This is a genomic window from Mesoplasma tabanidae (assembly GCF_002804025.1).
Taxonomy (GTDB): Bacteria; Bacillota_I; Bacilli_A; order Mycoplasmatales; family Mycoplasmataceae; genus Mesoplasma; species Mesoplasma tabanidae.
This window is the reverse complement of the sequence record NZ_CP024969.1, coordinates 688,113-703,017: the sequence shown is the minus strand read 5'-3', so window position 1 is coordinate 703,017 and position 14,905 is coordinate 688,113. Positions and strand designations below refer to the sequence as shown.

At 26.2% G+C, this 14,905-nt stretch carries 18 protein-coding genes; all 18 read left to right on the top strand.

What is annotated here, in order from left to right:
* Window positions 1-158 precede the first annotated feature (158 nt).
* The 18 genes from rpsB to MTABA_RS03120 all read left to right on the top strand — a co-directional run bounded on the left by rpsB (window position 159) and on the right by MTABA_RS03120 (window position 14,897).
* Complete coding sequence (gene rpsB, locus MTABA_RS03205; protein ID WP_100679727.1) at window positions 159-959, top strand: 30S ribosomal protein S2; 801 nt, start codon at window positions 159-161, stop codon at window positions 957-959.
* Window positions 960-987: 28 nt separating this feature from the next.
* Window positions 988-1,881 carry a translation elongation factor Ts gene (gene tsf / locus MTABA_RS03200; RefSeq protein ID WP_100679726.1) on the top strand — a complete coding sequence of 298 codons (894 nt, stop codon included), beginning with the start codon at window positions 988-990 and terminating at the stop codon, window positions 1,879-1,881.
* A gap of 2 nt (window positions 1,882-1,883) precedes the next feature.
* Entirely contained in the window at window positions 1,884-2,444 is a 561-nt protein-coding gene (locus MTABA_RS03195) for a hypothetical protein (RefSeq protein WP_100679725.1), read from the top strand.
* A gap of 44 nt (window positions 2,445-2,488) precedes the next feature.
* The gene (locus tag MTABA_RS03190) at window positions 2,489-3,229 is read left to right on the top strand and encodes a polysaccharide deacetylase family protein (RefSeq protein WP_100679724.1); all 741 of its coding nucleotides are present in this window, start codon (window positions 2,489-2,491) and stop codon (window positions 3,227-3,229) included.
* Between the two features lie 2 nt (window positions 3,230-3,231).
* Complete coding sequence (locus tag MTABA_RS03185; RefSeq protein WP_100679723.1) at window positions 3,232-3,546, top strand: hypothetical protein; 315 nt, start codon at window positions 3,232-3,234, stop codon at window positions 3,544-3,546.
* Window positions 3,547-3,635: 89 nt separating this feature from the next.
* Window positions 3,636-4,352, top strand: a complete 717-nt coding sequence (gene pyrH / locus MTABA_RS03180; protein ID WP_100679722.1) for a UMP kinase — start codon at window positions 3,636-3,638, stop codon at window positions 4,350-4,352.
* A gap of 11 nt (window positions 4,353-4,363) precedes the next feature.
* A complete protein-coding gene (gene frr / locus MTABA_RS03175; protein ID WP_100679721.1) occupies window positions 4,364-4,909 on the top strand; it encodes a ribosome recycling factor in 546 nt (181 codons plus the stop codon).
* Window positions 4,910-4,960: 51 nt separating this feature from the next.
* Window positions 4,961-6,622, top strand: coding sequence for an arginine--tRNA ligase (gene argS / locus MTABA_RS03170; protein ID WP_100679720.1), 1,662 nt, complete (start codon window positions 4,961-4,963; stop codon window positions 6,620-6,622).
* A 1-nt stretch (window position 6,623) separates the two neighbouring features.
* Complete coding sequence (locus MTABA_RS03165) at window positions 6,624-8,108, top strand: MFS cation transporter (RefSeq protein ID WP_100679719.1); 1,485 nt, start codon at window positions 6,624-6,626, stop codon at window positions 8,106-8,108.
* 9 nt (window positions 8,109-8,117) lie between these two features.
* The gene (locus MTABA_RS03160) at window positions 8,118-8,687 is read left to right on the top strand and encodes a hypothetical protein (protein ID WP_100679718.1); all 570 of its coding nucleotides are present in this window, start codon (window positions 8,118-8,120) and stop codon (window positions 8,685-8,687) included.
* 18 nt (window positions 8,688-8,705) lie between these two features.
* Window positions 8,706-9,545, top strand: a complete 840-nt coding sequence (locus MTABA_RS03155) for a hypothetical protein (protein ID WP_100679717.1) — start codon at window positions 8,706-8,708, stop codon at window positions 9,543-9,545.
* Between the two features lie 50 nt (window positions 9,546-9,595).
* A complete protein-coding gene (locus tag MTABA_RS03150; RefSeq protein ID WP_100679716.1) occupies window positions 9,596-10,429 on the top strand; it encodes a segregation and condensation protein A in 834 nt (277 codons plus the stop codon).
* Window positions 10,422-11,051 (top strand): SMC-Scp complex subunit ScpB, encoded by a 630-nt coding sequence (scpB, locus tag MTABA_RS03145; RefSeq protein ID WP_100679715.1) that lies wholly within the window; start codon window positions 10,422-10,424, stop codon window positions 11,049-11,051. The genes MTABA_RS03150 and scpB overlap by 8 nt, the downstream gene beginning before the upstream one ends.
* Window positions 11,051-11,806, top strand: coding sequence for a pseudouridine synthase (locus MTABA_RS03140; RefSeq protein WP_100679714.1), 756 nt, complete (start codon window positions 11,051-11,053; stop codon window positions 11,804-11,806). The genes scpB and MTABA_RS03140 overlap by 1 nt, the downstream gene beginning before the upstream one ends.
* A 15-nt stretch (window positions 11,807-11,821) precedes the next feature.
* On the top strand, window positions 11,822-12,442 hold the full coding sequence (locus MTABA_RS03135) for a deoxynucleoside kinase (protein ID WP_100679713.1): 621 nt from the start codon (window positions 11,822-11,824) through the stop codon (window positions 12,440-12,442).
* 1 nt (window position 12,443) lies between these two features.
* Complete coding sequence (locus MTABA_RS03130; RefSeq protein WP_100679712.1) at window positions 12,444-13,157, top strand: YebC/PmpR family DNA-binding transcriptional regulator; 714 nt, start codon at window positions 12,444-12,446, stop codon at window positions 13,155-13,157.
* Between the two features lie 25 nt (window positions 13,158-13,182).
* The gene (locus MTABA_RS03125) at window positions 13,183-14,043 is read left to right on the top strand and encodes an HNH endonuclease (RefSeq protein ID WP_100679711.1); all 861 of its coding nucleotides are present in this window, start codon (window positions 13,183-13,185) and stop codon (window positions 14,041-14,043) included.
* Window positions 14,044-14,201: 158 nt separating this feature from the next.
* On the top strand, window positions 14,202-14,897 hold the full coding sequence (locus MTABA_RS03120; RefSeq protein ID WP_167373336.1) for a hypothetical protein: 696 nt from the start codon (window positions 14,202-14,204) through the stop codon (window positions 14,895-14,897).
* Window positions 14,898-14,905: the final 8 nt, after the last annotated feature.

The window sequence follows — 14,905 nt, the reverse complement described above, 5'->3', positions numbered from 1 at the left end:
TTTTTTGCTATAATTTTAAAAGTTGATTATTTAACAAAATTATAGATATTCAATCACAAGTGAGAATTCATTTACCCAGTGCCCAAATTAGTAAAAAGGGTGGTAGTGTTCGAATCACTTGGAAGCCTAACAAATACAAAATAAGAAGGAGTACAAAAATGGCATACAAAGAAGTAACAAGAGATGAATTATCTGCTGCTGGTGTTCAATACGGTCACCAAACAAAAAGATGAAATCCAAAAATGGCACCATTTATTTATGGGTCAAAATCAAAAAACCATGTAATTGATTTAGAAAAAACTTTAATTCAATTGAGACAAGCTGAAAAATTAGTTCAATCAATTGGAGCTAAAGGTGAAAAAGTTTTATTCGTAGGAACAAGACGTTCAGCTAAATTAGCTGTTAAAGAAGCTGCATTAAGATCAGGAAACTATTATGTTAACCAAAGATGATTAGGTGGAACTTTAACAAACTTTAAAACAATTGTAAAAAGAATTAAAGCTTTATGAGAAATTGAAGAATCAGAAAAAAATGGACAATTAGCTTTAAGAACTAAAAAAGAACAAATTTTAATTTTAAAAGAAAAAACTAACTTAGAAAAATCATTAGGTGGAATTAAACAAATGCGTAAATTACCTGCTGCATTAGTTGTTGTAGATCCTAAATCAGATGAAATTGCTGTTAAAGAAGCAATTAAATTAAATATTCCAGTTATTGGATTATGTGATACAAACGTTGATCCAGACATCGTAACTTTACCAATTCCTGCAAATGATGATTTACAAGAATCAGTAAACATTATGATCAATGCTTTAGTTGATGCATTCGCTGATGGGGCTAACTTGAAATTAGCACCTTCAGTTTTAAAAACAGTTGTTGTTAAACGTGAAAGAACAGAAGGCGAAAACAACTACTCAAACAACAGAAGTTGAAATAGACCTGAAAGAACAAATAACTAAAAAATAAAACTAAAAGGAGAAAACATATATGGCTGTAAACGCACAATTAATTAAAGAATTAAGAGAAATTACACAAGCTGGTATGATGGACTGTAAAAAAGCTTTAGAAGCAACTGATGGAAACATTGATGATGCTATCGTTTGATTAAGAGAAAACGGATTAGCAAAAGCTGCTAAAAAATCAGACCGTGTAGCTGCTGAAGGTGTAGCTTTAGCTAAAGAAAGCGACAATAAAGTTGTTATTCTTGAAGTTAACTCAGAAACTGACTTCGTTGCTCAAAACGAAAAATTTATCAATTTAATTGATGAAATTGCTAATGTATTATTAGCATCTGATGCAAAAACTTTAGAAGAAGGATTAGCATTAAAAACAAATTCAGGTGAAACAATCGAACAAGTATTAGTAAGCGCGACAGCAACAATTGGAGAAAAAATTCAATTAAGAAGATTTACTTTAATTGCAAAAGAAGCTGGAAATACAACTACTTTATATAACCATGCGAATAAAAGAGTTTCAGTTGCATTAAACTTTAAAGGTGTTATAGATGCATCTGACGCATACAACCTAGCTATGCATGTAGCTGCAATGAGTCCGCAATACAAAAGCATGGAAGAAATACCTGCTGAATTTAAAGAATCAGAATTTAACATCATTAAAGCTGAGGCTAAAGAAGATCCAAAATTACAAGGAAAACCTGAAAATGTTTTAGAAAATATTTTAAAAGGAAAATTATCAAAACGTTTATCAGAAATTAGTTTAGTAGACCAACAATATGTTGTTGATGAAAGTTTCAAAGTAGGACAATTCTTGGAATCTAAAAAAGTAACTTTAATTGACATGATTAGATATGAAGTTGGGGAAGGAATTGAAAAAGTAGTTACTGACTTTGCAAGTGAAGTAGCTGCTCAACTAGGTAACTAACTATGAGTTCAAGATTTTTAATTATGAGTATTGTGTTAATAGGTATTTCATTGCTATTATTATTAACACTTGCATTTTATTACTATCAGTTTAGAAAACTAGATACTAAGTCAAAAAAATATGGTTTAGTTATACCAGCTATAACAATTTCATTAATTTCAATAAGCGAAATAATGGGAATTATAACAGCTATAATTTATAAACCAGATGCTTCAAGTTTAAATATAGGTACAATAGTAACAACAGTTATTGGGATGATTTTTATTGCTGCTTCAGTAATTGCTTTATTCTTTTTTATCCCATACTTTGGGGTTGCATTAACAAAAGATTCAATTAATTTAATTGGAGAAAAAATTGATAATAAAAATATTGTTAAAATTATTGAAGATACTAGAACACCAAATATTTTTGTCTTTTACAAACAAGGCAAAAGAGTTACTAAAAAAGTTAAATTTAGTACAAAAATGGTTGATGCTTCATTTTTTGATGAAAAAATCACAGGTATTAAAGTTGATAATGAAGATGCATTAGCATACCATAATAAAACAATTAGAAATAAATAGTTTAAAGCATTCTTATGAGTGCTTTTTTTAAAAAGGACATAAATATGAAAAAATCAGTAAAAATATCAATTGTTTTAATAATGTTGGTTGGATTTATTTTCAGTATCTCATCTTATAAAAGCAATAGAGAAGTAGGGAAAATTATAACTAAAGAAAAAGTGTTAATGTTAACATTTGATGATGGCCCATCAGCAACTGATGATTGGGAGATAATGAATATTTTGGATCAATATGATGTTAAAGCAACGTTTTTTATGACGGGAGTTAATTTAGAAAAATATGATACAGATCCTGGAATTAAAAAGGTTGTTGATAGAATGATAAAAGATGGTCACTCATTAGGAAATCATTCATATTATCATAATAAGTATATAAATAATCAAACGCAGTTAGTTAAAGAATTAAATGATGTAAATGATTTAATTAAATATGTGTATGAACAAAATGGGCAAACAATAGAATCTAAAGATATACCCATTAGGATGCCTTACTTACAATACTATAGGGGATTAGGCTATGTTCAAAGAAAAGTAAAAAACCCTTATTGAGTTAGAGGATACCTAGGAACTGACTATTTGGAAGAAGAAACTGGAAAAGACAAAATATTAAATCAATATTACTCTCATTTGTCAAATGGAAAAATATTAGTAGCTCACACAAGAGGATACGCAAAAGTTTGATTGCCAGAGTTCTTAGAAACTTTACAAAGTCAAGGTTACAAATTTGCTAATTTTACACAAAATAGTAATTCTTTTTATAAAAATTATGGAAGATTAGGTAGTTAATTATGAGATATTCAGCAATAGAGATTATTCAAATAATTAGTGCTTTATTTATAGCATGTATTGGGTTTTATATATCAATTTATAACATTAAAAAAATATTAAAAAATAAGCAAGCAAAAATAAAAATTAATTTTTTAATTATATTTATTTTGTTAGTAGCTTCGGTTTCATTATTTATTTATACTATACTTTCTATGAATTCACTATATAACACATGAGTTTTATTAAACTGACTTTCTTTATCATTAGAAGCTTTAATTATAATTTTAATATCATATTTATTATTTTTTAGCAATCAGCAAAAAAATGATTGTTAGTCTTAAGATATTACTAAGTATTCAATTATGAATACTTTTTTTATTATCTATTTTGGGTATAATAAATAAGATGAATGAGGTATTTTTAAATGAAATATAAATATAGTACAGTTTTATTAAAATTAAGTGGCGAAGCTTTAAAAAATGAAAAAGAAATTTATAACAAAGAAAAGTTAGAAGATATTGCTAAACAAATTGTTGAATTAGCAAAAAATGGATTAAAATTAGGAATTGTTATTGGTGGAGGAAATATCTGAAGAGGTAAACTTGGTGTTGATATTGATATGCCACAAATTAACGCAGACTACATGGGAATGTTAGCAACTGTTATGAATGGTTTGGCATTAGAATCAACAATCAAACGTTTAGGATATGATAAAGTTAATGTTTACTCTTCTCTACCAATTGAAACAGTGACAGATGATTACAATTTCAAAAGAGCAAGGCTAAAAATGAATGAAGGATATATATCAATTTTTGTTGGTGGTACTGGTTTTGCTTACTTTACAACAGATACTAATTCGGTAATTCGTGCAATCGAAATTGATGCTGATGCAGTATTAATGGCAAAAAATGGGGTTAAGGGAGTTTATGACTCAGACCCTAACTTAAATCCTAATGCAAAATTTTATGAAAAATTAACTCATCGTGAAATAGCTGATAAGCAATTAAGAGTAATGGACTTAACAGCCGCAACATTGGCAAAAGATGCAAAACTTCCAATTGAAGTATTTGACATGCAAGGGCCAAATAACATTATTAAAGTTATGGAAGGTTCTTTAGAATCAACAATTATAGAAGAATAGGAGAAAAAAATATGGATGAAATTTTATTATTAGCAGAGCAACAAATGAAGGATACAGTTGTTGCTTGACAAGATCACATTAAAACAATTAGAACAGGTAGAGCAAGTGCAACAATGTTAGACAAAATTATGGTTAACTACTATGGAACTCCAACACCAGTTAATCAAACTGCTCAAATAACAACACCTGAACCTCAACAATTGGTAATTAAACCTTGAGACAAAAGTTTGATTCAAGAAGTTGTTGCAGCAATTAATAAGTCAGATTTAAATTTAAATCCTATTTCAGATGCTGAAGTTGTTAGAATTAACATTCCTGCATTAACTGAAGAAATAAGAAAAGACTTGGTTAAAAAAATGAATAAAGAATTAGAGAACTTTAAAGTTCGCATTAGAAACATTCGTAGAGACTATATCGATACAGCTAAAAAAGACAAATCAATTAGTGAAGATGTTGTTAAAGGAATTGAAAATGATATTCAAAAATTAACAGATTTAAATATTAAAAAATTAGATGACATATCAAAAGAAAAAGAAAAAGAATTAATGGCAATATAGAATTAAAACATTTGTTCAACAAATGTTTTTTCCTTAGAAGGTGGAATAAAAATGGATAACATAATTAATATAGTTAAAAAAGATTTAAAAGAAGTAGCTAAAAAATTGGGCATAGTAAAAGAACCAGTTGTTGAAATTAATAAGAACAATATTGACAGTCATTTTTCTACAACTATTGCATTAATGAGCGCAAAAGAATTAAAACAAAATCCAATACAATTAGCTGATTCTATTAAGCAAGAATTAATAAAAAAAGAATACTATGATCAAATTGAAATAGCAGGTCCCGGTTTTATTAACATTAAATTAAAAACTGAATTACTTTCAACAACAATTAAAAATATTTCAACCTTAAAAGAGGCATACGGGAAAAATGGAAATAAAAATAAAATAATAAATATTGAATATGTTTCAGCAAACCCAACTGGTTTTTTACATGTGGGGCATGCAAGAAATGCAGTTACAGGTTCTGTGTTAAAAGAAGTTTTAAAATTTGATGGTTATGAAGTGCAAACAGAGTATTATACAAATGATGCAGGAAATCAAATTAATATTTTGGCTGTAACTGTTTTTGTTCACTACCTTTGAGCATTAGGCATTGAAGCAGAAAAACCAGCTAATACATATGGTGGAACTTTCTATGATGATTTAGCTAAGACTATGATTGAAAAACATGGTGATAAATTTAAAAGTCTAAGTTTTACTGAAACTATAATTTCTGATTCTAAAGTTCATCAAATTTTTAGAAAAGAAGCTACTGAATATTTCTTAGCAGAAATTAAAAATCAGTTAAAAGATTTTGGCGTTGTCATTGATCATTACTCAAGTGAACAAGAAATGTATGACACAAATCAAATTGAAAAACTTTTACAAGAATATAAAGAAAAAAATGCGACTTATGAGACTGATGGAGCTTTATGATTAAAAACTACTCAATTTGGTGATGACAAAGATCGTGTTTTAATTAAAAAAGACGGTTCATTAACTTATATTGTTCCAGACTTAGCAACTCATAACATTAGAATTGATAGAACTAAAGCAGATATTCTAATTAATATTTGAGGTGGAGATCACCATGGTTATATTCCAAGAATGAGAGCAGGTCTTCAATTATTAGGGCATAATCCAGATATCTTAGAAATCGAAATGGTTCAAATGGTAAGATTAATTAAAGATGGCAAAGAATACAAAATGAGTAAGAGAAAAGGCACTGCAGTTTGATTGGTTGATATTATGGAAATGGTTGGTAAAGATGCACTGAGATATATGTTAGCATCTAAATCAAGTAGTTCACATATGGACTTAGACTTAGATTTAGTTCAACAAAAAAATGCAACTAATCCAGTCTATTATGCACAATATGCAACTGCAAGATGTCATTCAATTTTGAATCAGGCAGAGCAAAAAAATATAAAAGCGAATTTAGAAAAAAATAATTTATTGTCAAATAAAAAAGAAATTGATTTGTTATTAACATTAGACAATTTTAATCAAGTAATTCAAATGGCTGCTAAAAATAGAGCACCACAATTAATTTGTGAATATATTCAAACAATTTGTAAGCAATTTCATTCATACTATGCAGATACAAAAATTATTGATGAAAAAGACTTACCGACAAGTGAAGCAAGATTAGGATTAGTTGTAGCAGTTTTACAAGTACTAAAAAATGCATTTAAAGTTATTGGTGTTAGTGCATTAGAAACAATGTAATATGAACAATTGAGATTTAATTATTGTTGCTCCTTCAGTTATTATTTTTGGTTTTTTATTTTTATATTATATTTACAAAAAACAAAAAGTTGAAAAAAGACTATTTTGATTTTATATTCAAACATTAATTGTCTGAACTGTAAATGCAATCTTAATTCAAGAAAACTCAAATATACTAACTGATCTTTTTGATAAGACACCACCTGCAACAACTGTAGTTTTATTATTATTTAGTAGTTCAATGTTATTTGCAATTTTACTTAAACCATTAGCTACTTGGTTTACAGGAAAAATAAGAAATAGAAATATTTGAATAAGAACTTCAATTTTAGCTTCACTTCTTGCTAGTATGCTTTTATTAATTCCTTCAAGTGATGGTGCACTATTTAAAATTATTATTATTTTACAAGCGGTTATTTTAGGAATTAGTATTTCATCACAAAGTCTATATTTTTTATATTTAAATGAACAAAAATATAATAGATTGTTTGTACTTAAAGTTTCATTTGCATTAGGTTTTGTAATAACATTTGCATCTTTTGTAGGTAATTGAATTCTAAATGTTAACAATTTTGCTACAAATAAATTAGTTTGGCTGAATATGTTAATCATTATATTTTTAATAATTTCATTATTGATAAGTTTTAGAAATGGCATAGAAAATAAAAATAAAATAGGTGAGTTTAAATTAGTCTTAAAAGAAGAATTAGCAAAGTATTCTAAATCAACCTTAATCAAACTAATTATTTTAACTTTGATATTAGGTCTCATTTATGGATTTGTGCAATCTCCAATATTTAGAATGTATTTTATAGCAAATTCAAAAATAAGTAATGATAATATTGAATGACTTGAAACATTAGATAGAAAATATCAAGCTATATTTTTATTTGGTCAATTTGCATTAGGATATTTCTTATATAAAGTTTTATTGCCTAAAATTGGTGTTAAAAACTTAATTTATGGACTAATTGTTATTTCGGGAATAACATTATTAATTTCAACGTTTGTAATTAGTTCAATATGAATAGTTATCTCTAATTTAATTTTTGGGTCTTCTTATTTTGTTTTATTTTACATGTGATTTGCATTTGCAATTATGTGAAACTATAGAGCATCAAGAGGAATACCTGTGACAGGGTTTGTTGCTTCTGCTTTATTAATTGGTCAATTTTCAGTTATACTTATTTTTAATTCTATTGTTTATACAAAAACGGGACTGTTTACATATCAATCAGTACAAGCAATAATAGCTGAAATTAATATTGATAATATTATAGCTTTTGAAAACAGCTTAAAAAAAGTTATTAGAATAACAGCAGCTTCATTATTTTTTATTAATAGTATTTATTTATTTTTAACAGTAATATGAATTGATCAAATAATTGCTGAGTTTGTTGATTATGCAAATATTAAACATATTTTTTCAGAATATGAAAAACAATCAGTAGAGAAAAAAATAAACTCAAGAATAATAATTGAGTAAGGGGGAAACATGATTAATACTTTAGAAAAACTAAAAGATATTAAAATTAATGAAGAACTAAATAATAAAGTGTTTCGCGATTTTATTAAATACTTTGAAACTAAATATAGTTTTAAAATTAGTACTAATCTTTTATTAAAATTTGAAATTATTGTCAAGAAGATTGCAACATACAATGGACATGAGTTTGTTAAACAATCTGATTTATTTGGAATGTTGTTTATAGAACAAAATGAAATAAATGACTTTGAAGAAAAATTTAAAGAAACTATGAAAGAAACAATGTTTAGAGAAGTTATTAATTATCAAAACCTAAATTCTAATATTAAAGATGAATATGAAATTAAATTTAACAATAAAACATTATCTATAGAAGAAAAAGAGCATGCTTTAAACCTTACTAAATGAATTAAAAAACAAATAGAAATATTTTCAAATGAAAACTTAATCAAAAACAATGAACAATTAAAAAATAAAATAACTGGTGAAATGATTAAAGATTTTTTTAAAGAGCAAAATGATATTTTCATTAGAATCTATAAATGACATGCAAATGTATTTGCAATAATGGCTAAATAAAAAGAAGGGAGAAATTTTATGAACGAATTAAAACTTAATCAATATTCTGAAAAAATAAAGCAATTAATTAAGATTGTTAAAAATAAAAGAATTAAGCAATCTGAAGCAGATGATATTTTATTTTTTATAGCTAATATGATTGATGATATTATTTTAAAAGACTCAACTATTTCTCACCGACTAAATATTAATCTTATTAAAAATAATAGAATTCTTGACATTGATATAAAACCAAATAAAAAAGTTGTTTCAACTAAAGAAACGCATGAATTTTTATATCTTTTAAAAACTTTACTTTCACTAATGACAATTAAAAATTATTTCTTTGATTTTTATATATATTCTGAAATAAAAATGATAGTTAATTATTATATTAATAAGTCATCAAAAAATAAATGCTATGACAGTGTTAATGAACGCTTTGGAATAAATGAATTAGAATTTCATGATCAATTAGTAATGTACAAATATTTATATTCAATATTTGATAAGCTAATGTTCATTAACGTATTCTTTGTTGATAAATACAATTTAAAAGAAGTTAATGTAAAAAATAGTTTTATATTTACTAAAGACTTTGATTCTGTTTCGATGCCTTTATTTAAAACAACAGTTAGAAAATTAGCATTTGCAGAATATTTAAAAACGTTGAACAAATCTGTATCATTTCATTATATAAGAAAGTTAAGAAATAATCTTGAACATTCTTTTACAGATCCTAAGTCAAAATATAACATAGCATTAGAAATTGAATTACTTTTCATTTTAGTTACTAGAACTTTAATTCAAATACATAGAGATTTGAAAAAAGATGATGAATTACTAAAGTTAATAAAACTAAATCAAGTTAATAAATAGGAAAAAAGGCTAATTTATTATAAAATAATAAATAACTAAGGAGAAATAATATGCAACATTGAGATGAATTAAATATATCCAATTTCTCAGGTCCTTTAGACTTATTATGAAATATGGTAAAAGATAAAAAAATTGATATTTTTGAAATTAATTTAAGTGAAATCATTGATCAATATCTTAAGTATATTGAAGGCCAACAAAAACTTGATATTGAATTAGCTAGTGAGTATCTAGTAATGGCTGCACAAATGATTGAAATGAAGTCAAGAATTTTATTACCAAAAGATGAAGAAGAATTACAAGATGATTTTATGTTTGAAGATTTACTTGAACAAATTAATCAATATGGTCAAATTAAAGAAGTTAGTGAATATTTTTATAATAAACAAGAAGAGTATTTACAAACTTATTCTAAGCCAAAAACTAAAAAATCATTTGTTCAATCTATAGCAGACAGAAACGATGAGTTAATGGTCGATCCGTTAGACATAGGCATTGATGAATTTGCTGAAATTTTTCAAAGGATCTTGCAAAAAGCAGAAAACTTTAATGATGATTTTGAATATGATGAAAGTATGCTTTTAGAAGATGCATATGCTCCAATTCAAAATGAAATTATTTCTCCACAAGTAATTGCTAAATCAATTGTTGATGTTATGAAAACAAATAAACACAAAGAATGAAGACTTGAAGAAGTTATCACAGGATACGAATTAAACTTAATTAATTTGATTTCAACTTTCTTAGCTGTGTTAGATATGGTTAGGCATCAAGTTGCTGTTATTAATCAAAAAAATGATACGCTAGAGTTCAGATTTACATCTGAAGCTCTTGCTGATGAAACAGTCTTAAAAAGAATAGAAGAGGTAGAAGAATATGAATAGTAATATTAAAGCTATTGTTGAAGGTTTATTATTTGTTTATGGTGATGAAGGTATTAGTTTACTAGATTTACAAAATGTATTAGAAGATGTTAGACCAGTAACAATTCAAGAAACTATTTTAGAGTTAGAAAAAAAATATTCTTCAGATCCTGACTGTGCTTTTTCTATTCAAAAATTTGGAAAAAACAAATATAGATTACAAACAAAACCAGAATTACACGAATATTTTGCAAAATTAGAATTAGAAGTAAATAATTCTAGACTATCAAATTCAAGTATAGAAGTATTATCAATTATTGTTTATAAAGGACCAATTTCAAAACATGACATTGAATTGATAAGACAAGCTGAATGTTCATACCAAATATATAGATTAAGACAAAAAAAATTAATTAAAGCGGTTGGTAAAACTTCAACAGGAGCAAACCTTTATACAATAACTGATAATTTCTTTAAGTTATTTAACATAACAGGTGGATTTGAAGCGTTACCTCAAATTGATTTTGCTTCATACAAAAATGAAGATGAAGAAAATAATTTTGAAGAAGAAATAAAAATTACTGAAGAAATGGTCTCAGAGGAAGATATCTTTGAAGATGAATCTGATGAAGGAATGTTTTAATGGAAAGATTACAAAAAATCATTTCAGCTAGAGGAATTACTTCAAGAAGAAACGCAGAAAAATTAATTGTTGAAGGTAAAGTTAAAGTTAATGGTGTCGTAATTACTGAACTTGGTTTTAAAGCATCTCCTGATGCTGATATTGAAGTTAATGGAAAACAAACAACTAAGAATAATGAAAAATTTTATTACTTGTTTAATAAGCCAAGACTAGTTTTAACAACAATGTATGATCCAAAGCAACGAAAAACAGTCGCTGATTATTTCAAAGATGTGCCCACAAGAGTTTATCCTGTCGGAAGACTTGACTATGATGTTAGTGGTTTAATTATTATGACTAATGATGGAGAGTTTGCCAATTTTGTTATGCACCCAAGATATGAATTTTTTAAAACATATCAAGGATTATGTAAAGGAAAAGTTTCAAAACAACAAGTTAGTCAATTATTAAAAGGTGTGAAAATTGAAGATGATTACTTTACAAAAGCAATTCAAGCTGAATTATTAAATTATGACCAAGAAAAAGATCAAACAATTGTTGAAATGACAATTGCTGAAGGAAAAAAGCACCACGTTAAGCAAATGTTTTCAGCAATTGAAGCAAATTTAATGAAGTTAAAAAGAACTAAGATTGAGTTTTTGGAAGTTGATGATTTAGAAGTTGGAAGATATAGAGAATTAAAACCTCATGAAGTTAAAAAGTTCTATGGAATTTATCAATCAACAAAGAGAAAAGAAGATTTAAAAGTTAAATAAGGAAAGGTAGAAAATATGAAAATAGCTATTTTTGGAACAGTTGGAGCAGGAAAATCATCAATATCTCAAGAATTATCAAATAGATTAAACTATGAAATTTTTCCAGAACCCATATATGAAAATCCATACTTTGAAGATTACTATAAAGATATCAAAGCTTATGCTTTTAGAATGCAAATATTCATGTTAACTGCAAGATCAAAACAATTATTTGCTGCAAAAGATTTGAAGAACAAAATTTTTGACAGAACAATTATTGAAGATCCAATATTCATGAACGTAGGTCATAAAATGGGTAATGTCGATGATACTGATTATAAAACTTATTGTGATTTTTTCCAATATGTCGTTTCAGAAAACTTAAAGTATCCAAACGATAGATTAAAATTTGATTTAGTTGTTTACCTAAAAGTTAGCGATGAAACTTCAATTAGAAGAATTAATGAACGTGGAAGATCTGCAGAATTAAGTATTGATAATGAGTATTGAAAAATATTAAATGAATCATATGAAGAGTACTACCAAGAACATAAAAATGACTTTCCATTTTTAGTTATTGATGCAAACAATAATAACTTAGACGAAAAAGTTGAAGAAGTTATAAGAAATATAGAAAAAATTAAAAAGGAGTTTTAATATGGGAAGAGCACACGAAGTTCGCGCCGCCTCAATGGCCAAAACAGCAGCTAAAAAATCTGCAGCAAATGGTAGAGCTAGTAAAGAAATTTATATGGCAGCTAAAGCTGGTGGAACTGATCCATCTTCAAACTTAGCTTTAAGAGCTTTAATTGATAAAGCTAAATCAAATCAAATTCCAAAAGAAGTCATTGATAGAGCAGTTAAAAGAGCATCTGGTGGAGATGCAGAAAACTATGTGTCAAATAGATATGAAGGTATGGGACCCGGAAACACAGCTATTATAGTTGATGCTTTAACAAGTAATGTTAACCGTGCAGCTGCAAATATTAGAGAAGTATTTAATAAAAATAATGGAAATCCAGAAGGAAAAGTTGCATTTATGTTTGAAGAAGTTTCAATGTTTGCCTTTAAAGGTAAAACAGAAGAAGAAATACTTGAACAATTAATGTTGAGTGAAGTTGATGTAAATGATGTAGAAGTTGAAGAAGACATGGTAATTGTCACCGCTCCTTATAAATCATTTAATGCTGTTAAACATTCATTAGATGAATTAGGAATTGAAGAATACTTAATATCAGAAATTAAATTAATTCCAACTGATGATTACATTGAAGTTGCAGATAGTGAATTAAAACAACAATTACAAATATTATTAGATAAGCTTGATGAATTAGAAGATGTACAAAACGTATATCATAATGCAGCTATTTAATTAAATAACAATTATAGGTGATAAAATGGATAGTTTATTTATTATAGGATTTCTTCTAATATGTTTAATTTTAATAGTAGTAATTTCCTCTTGTTTTTCTCATAAAGCTAAAAAAATAAGAGATAAAATAATTGGATTAAGCGAAGCAATAAAAAAAAGAAATGAAATTGATTCAGTTTATAAAGAAAGATTTAAAGAACTAAATGCTAGACACATAGTGCTTCAATTCAATCACTTTAATGGTAAAAAAACTTATGATAATTTTTGCCTATATAGCGCTTGCTATAATTATTTATATGAAAATGAAATTCAAATTAGAAATATTGTTGGAACTATAATAGCTAACAGACAATTTAAAAAAGAATATGAAAAAGAAATTAATGAATCATTTGCTCAAACAAATTTAGAAATTATCTTGACTTCAAAAATTAAACCTAAAAAATTTTACAAATATGAAAAAGAAATTTATTTTTCTAATTATATGAAACCTGCTGTTGATTTCAATATTAACTTATCAAAAGGATATGTGACACCTGCTGGAAGAAATAGTTACAGAGAAAATATGATTAAAACTTTTGAACAAATATTTGATATGTTAGAAAGTGTCGAAAAAGAAAAAGCAAAAAGATCTTCAGAAGAATTTAGGAGAAGATATGAAAGAAGCCTTGTCAGTGATAGAGTTCGCATTCAAATTCTTAATAGAGATAATTTAACGTGTCAAGTCTGCGGTGAATCAAAGAAAAATGATAGTTCACTTGTACTACATATTGATCATAAAGTTCCTATTGCAAAAGGTGGAAATTCAGATTTATCAAATTTATGAACATTATGTAAAAGATGCAATTTAGGTAAAAGCGATTTAATTCTCGAAAATATAATAAATTAATAAAAATATTTTTATAACACTTAGGTGTTATTTTTTTTATAATCAATATAGGTGATAATATGGATAGTTTATTTATTATAAATTTAATGCTATTAATAGTTAACTTTATTGTGATGATATCGTTGCTCTTTTCGGTGTTGTATTTCAATAGAGCTTACATGAATTATCAAGTGCCAAGAATCAATTCATATAACGATGTTATTAGTTCTAAAGAAATAGAAAGAATAATTGAACAGTTTAAAAGAATATATCATTTAGTTGATTATGAAATTATTTATGCAGATACTGAAAATTATATTAATTTATTTAGAAATTTAAATAAAAGCAAGAAACAAATTGTAATATCTAAAAAAATATTTGAATCAGTTGGTTATGAAATTGATTATATTATCTCTAGGTTATGAATAGCATCAAAAATAAATGAAAAAAATTGATTAGTTAGAGGATATAAATGGTTATTGGTAACTATTCCTTTCCTGTCACTAGCGTTAATGTGTATATGTTTATTAATGAATTGCATCTTGTTTGGCTATATGAGCGGTAGATCAAGTGAAAATGTAGATAAAATTATTTTATGAATTTGAAAAATACCGATGTTCTCAGTTTTTTTCTTTATAGGTTTTATTTCAATGATAATGTCATACTTTTTTTCACTTAAAGTGAAAGAAGCTATTGAATATAGTTACAGTAATGAAATTAGTTCATTAGTTAAATTAGCTTTAGAAGAATATGTTCAAGATTTTGTTAGTGCCAGAACTTATGCACAAAACATTAAAATAAGTTATTTACCCTTGATTAAAAATGCACATTTTTGAGAAAATGCAAAATGAGTTGGACCTTTTGTTTATATGTAAAAAAAGAG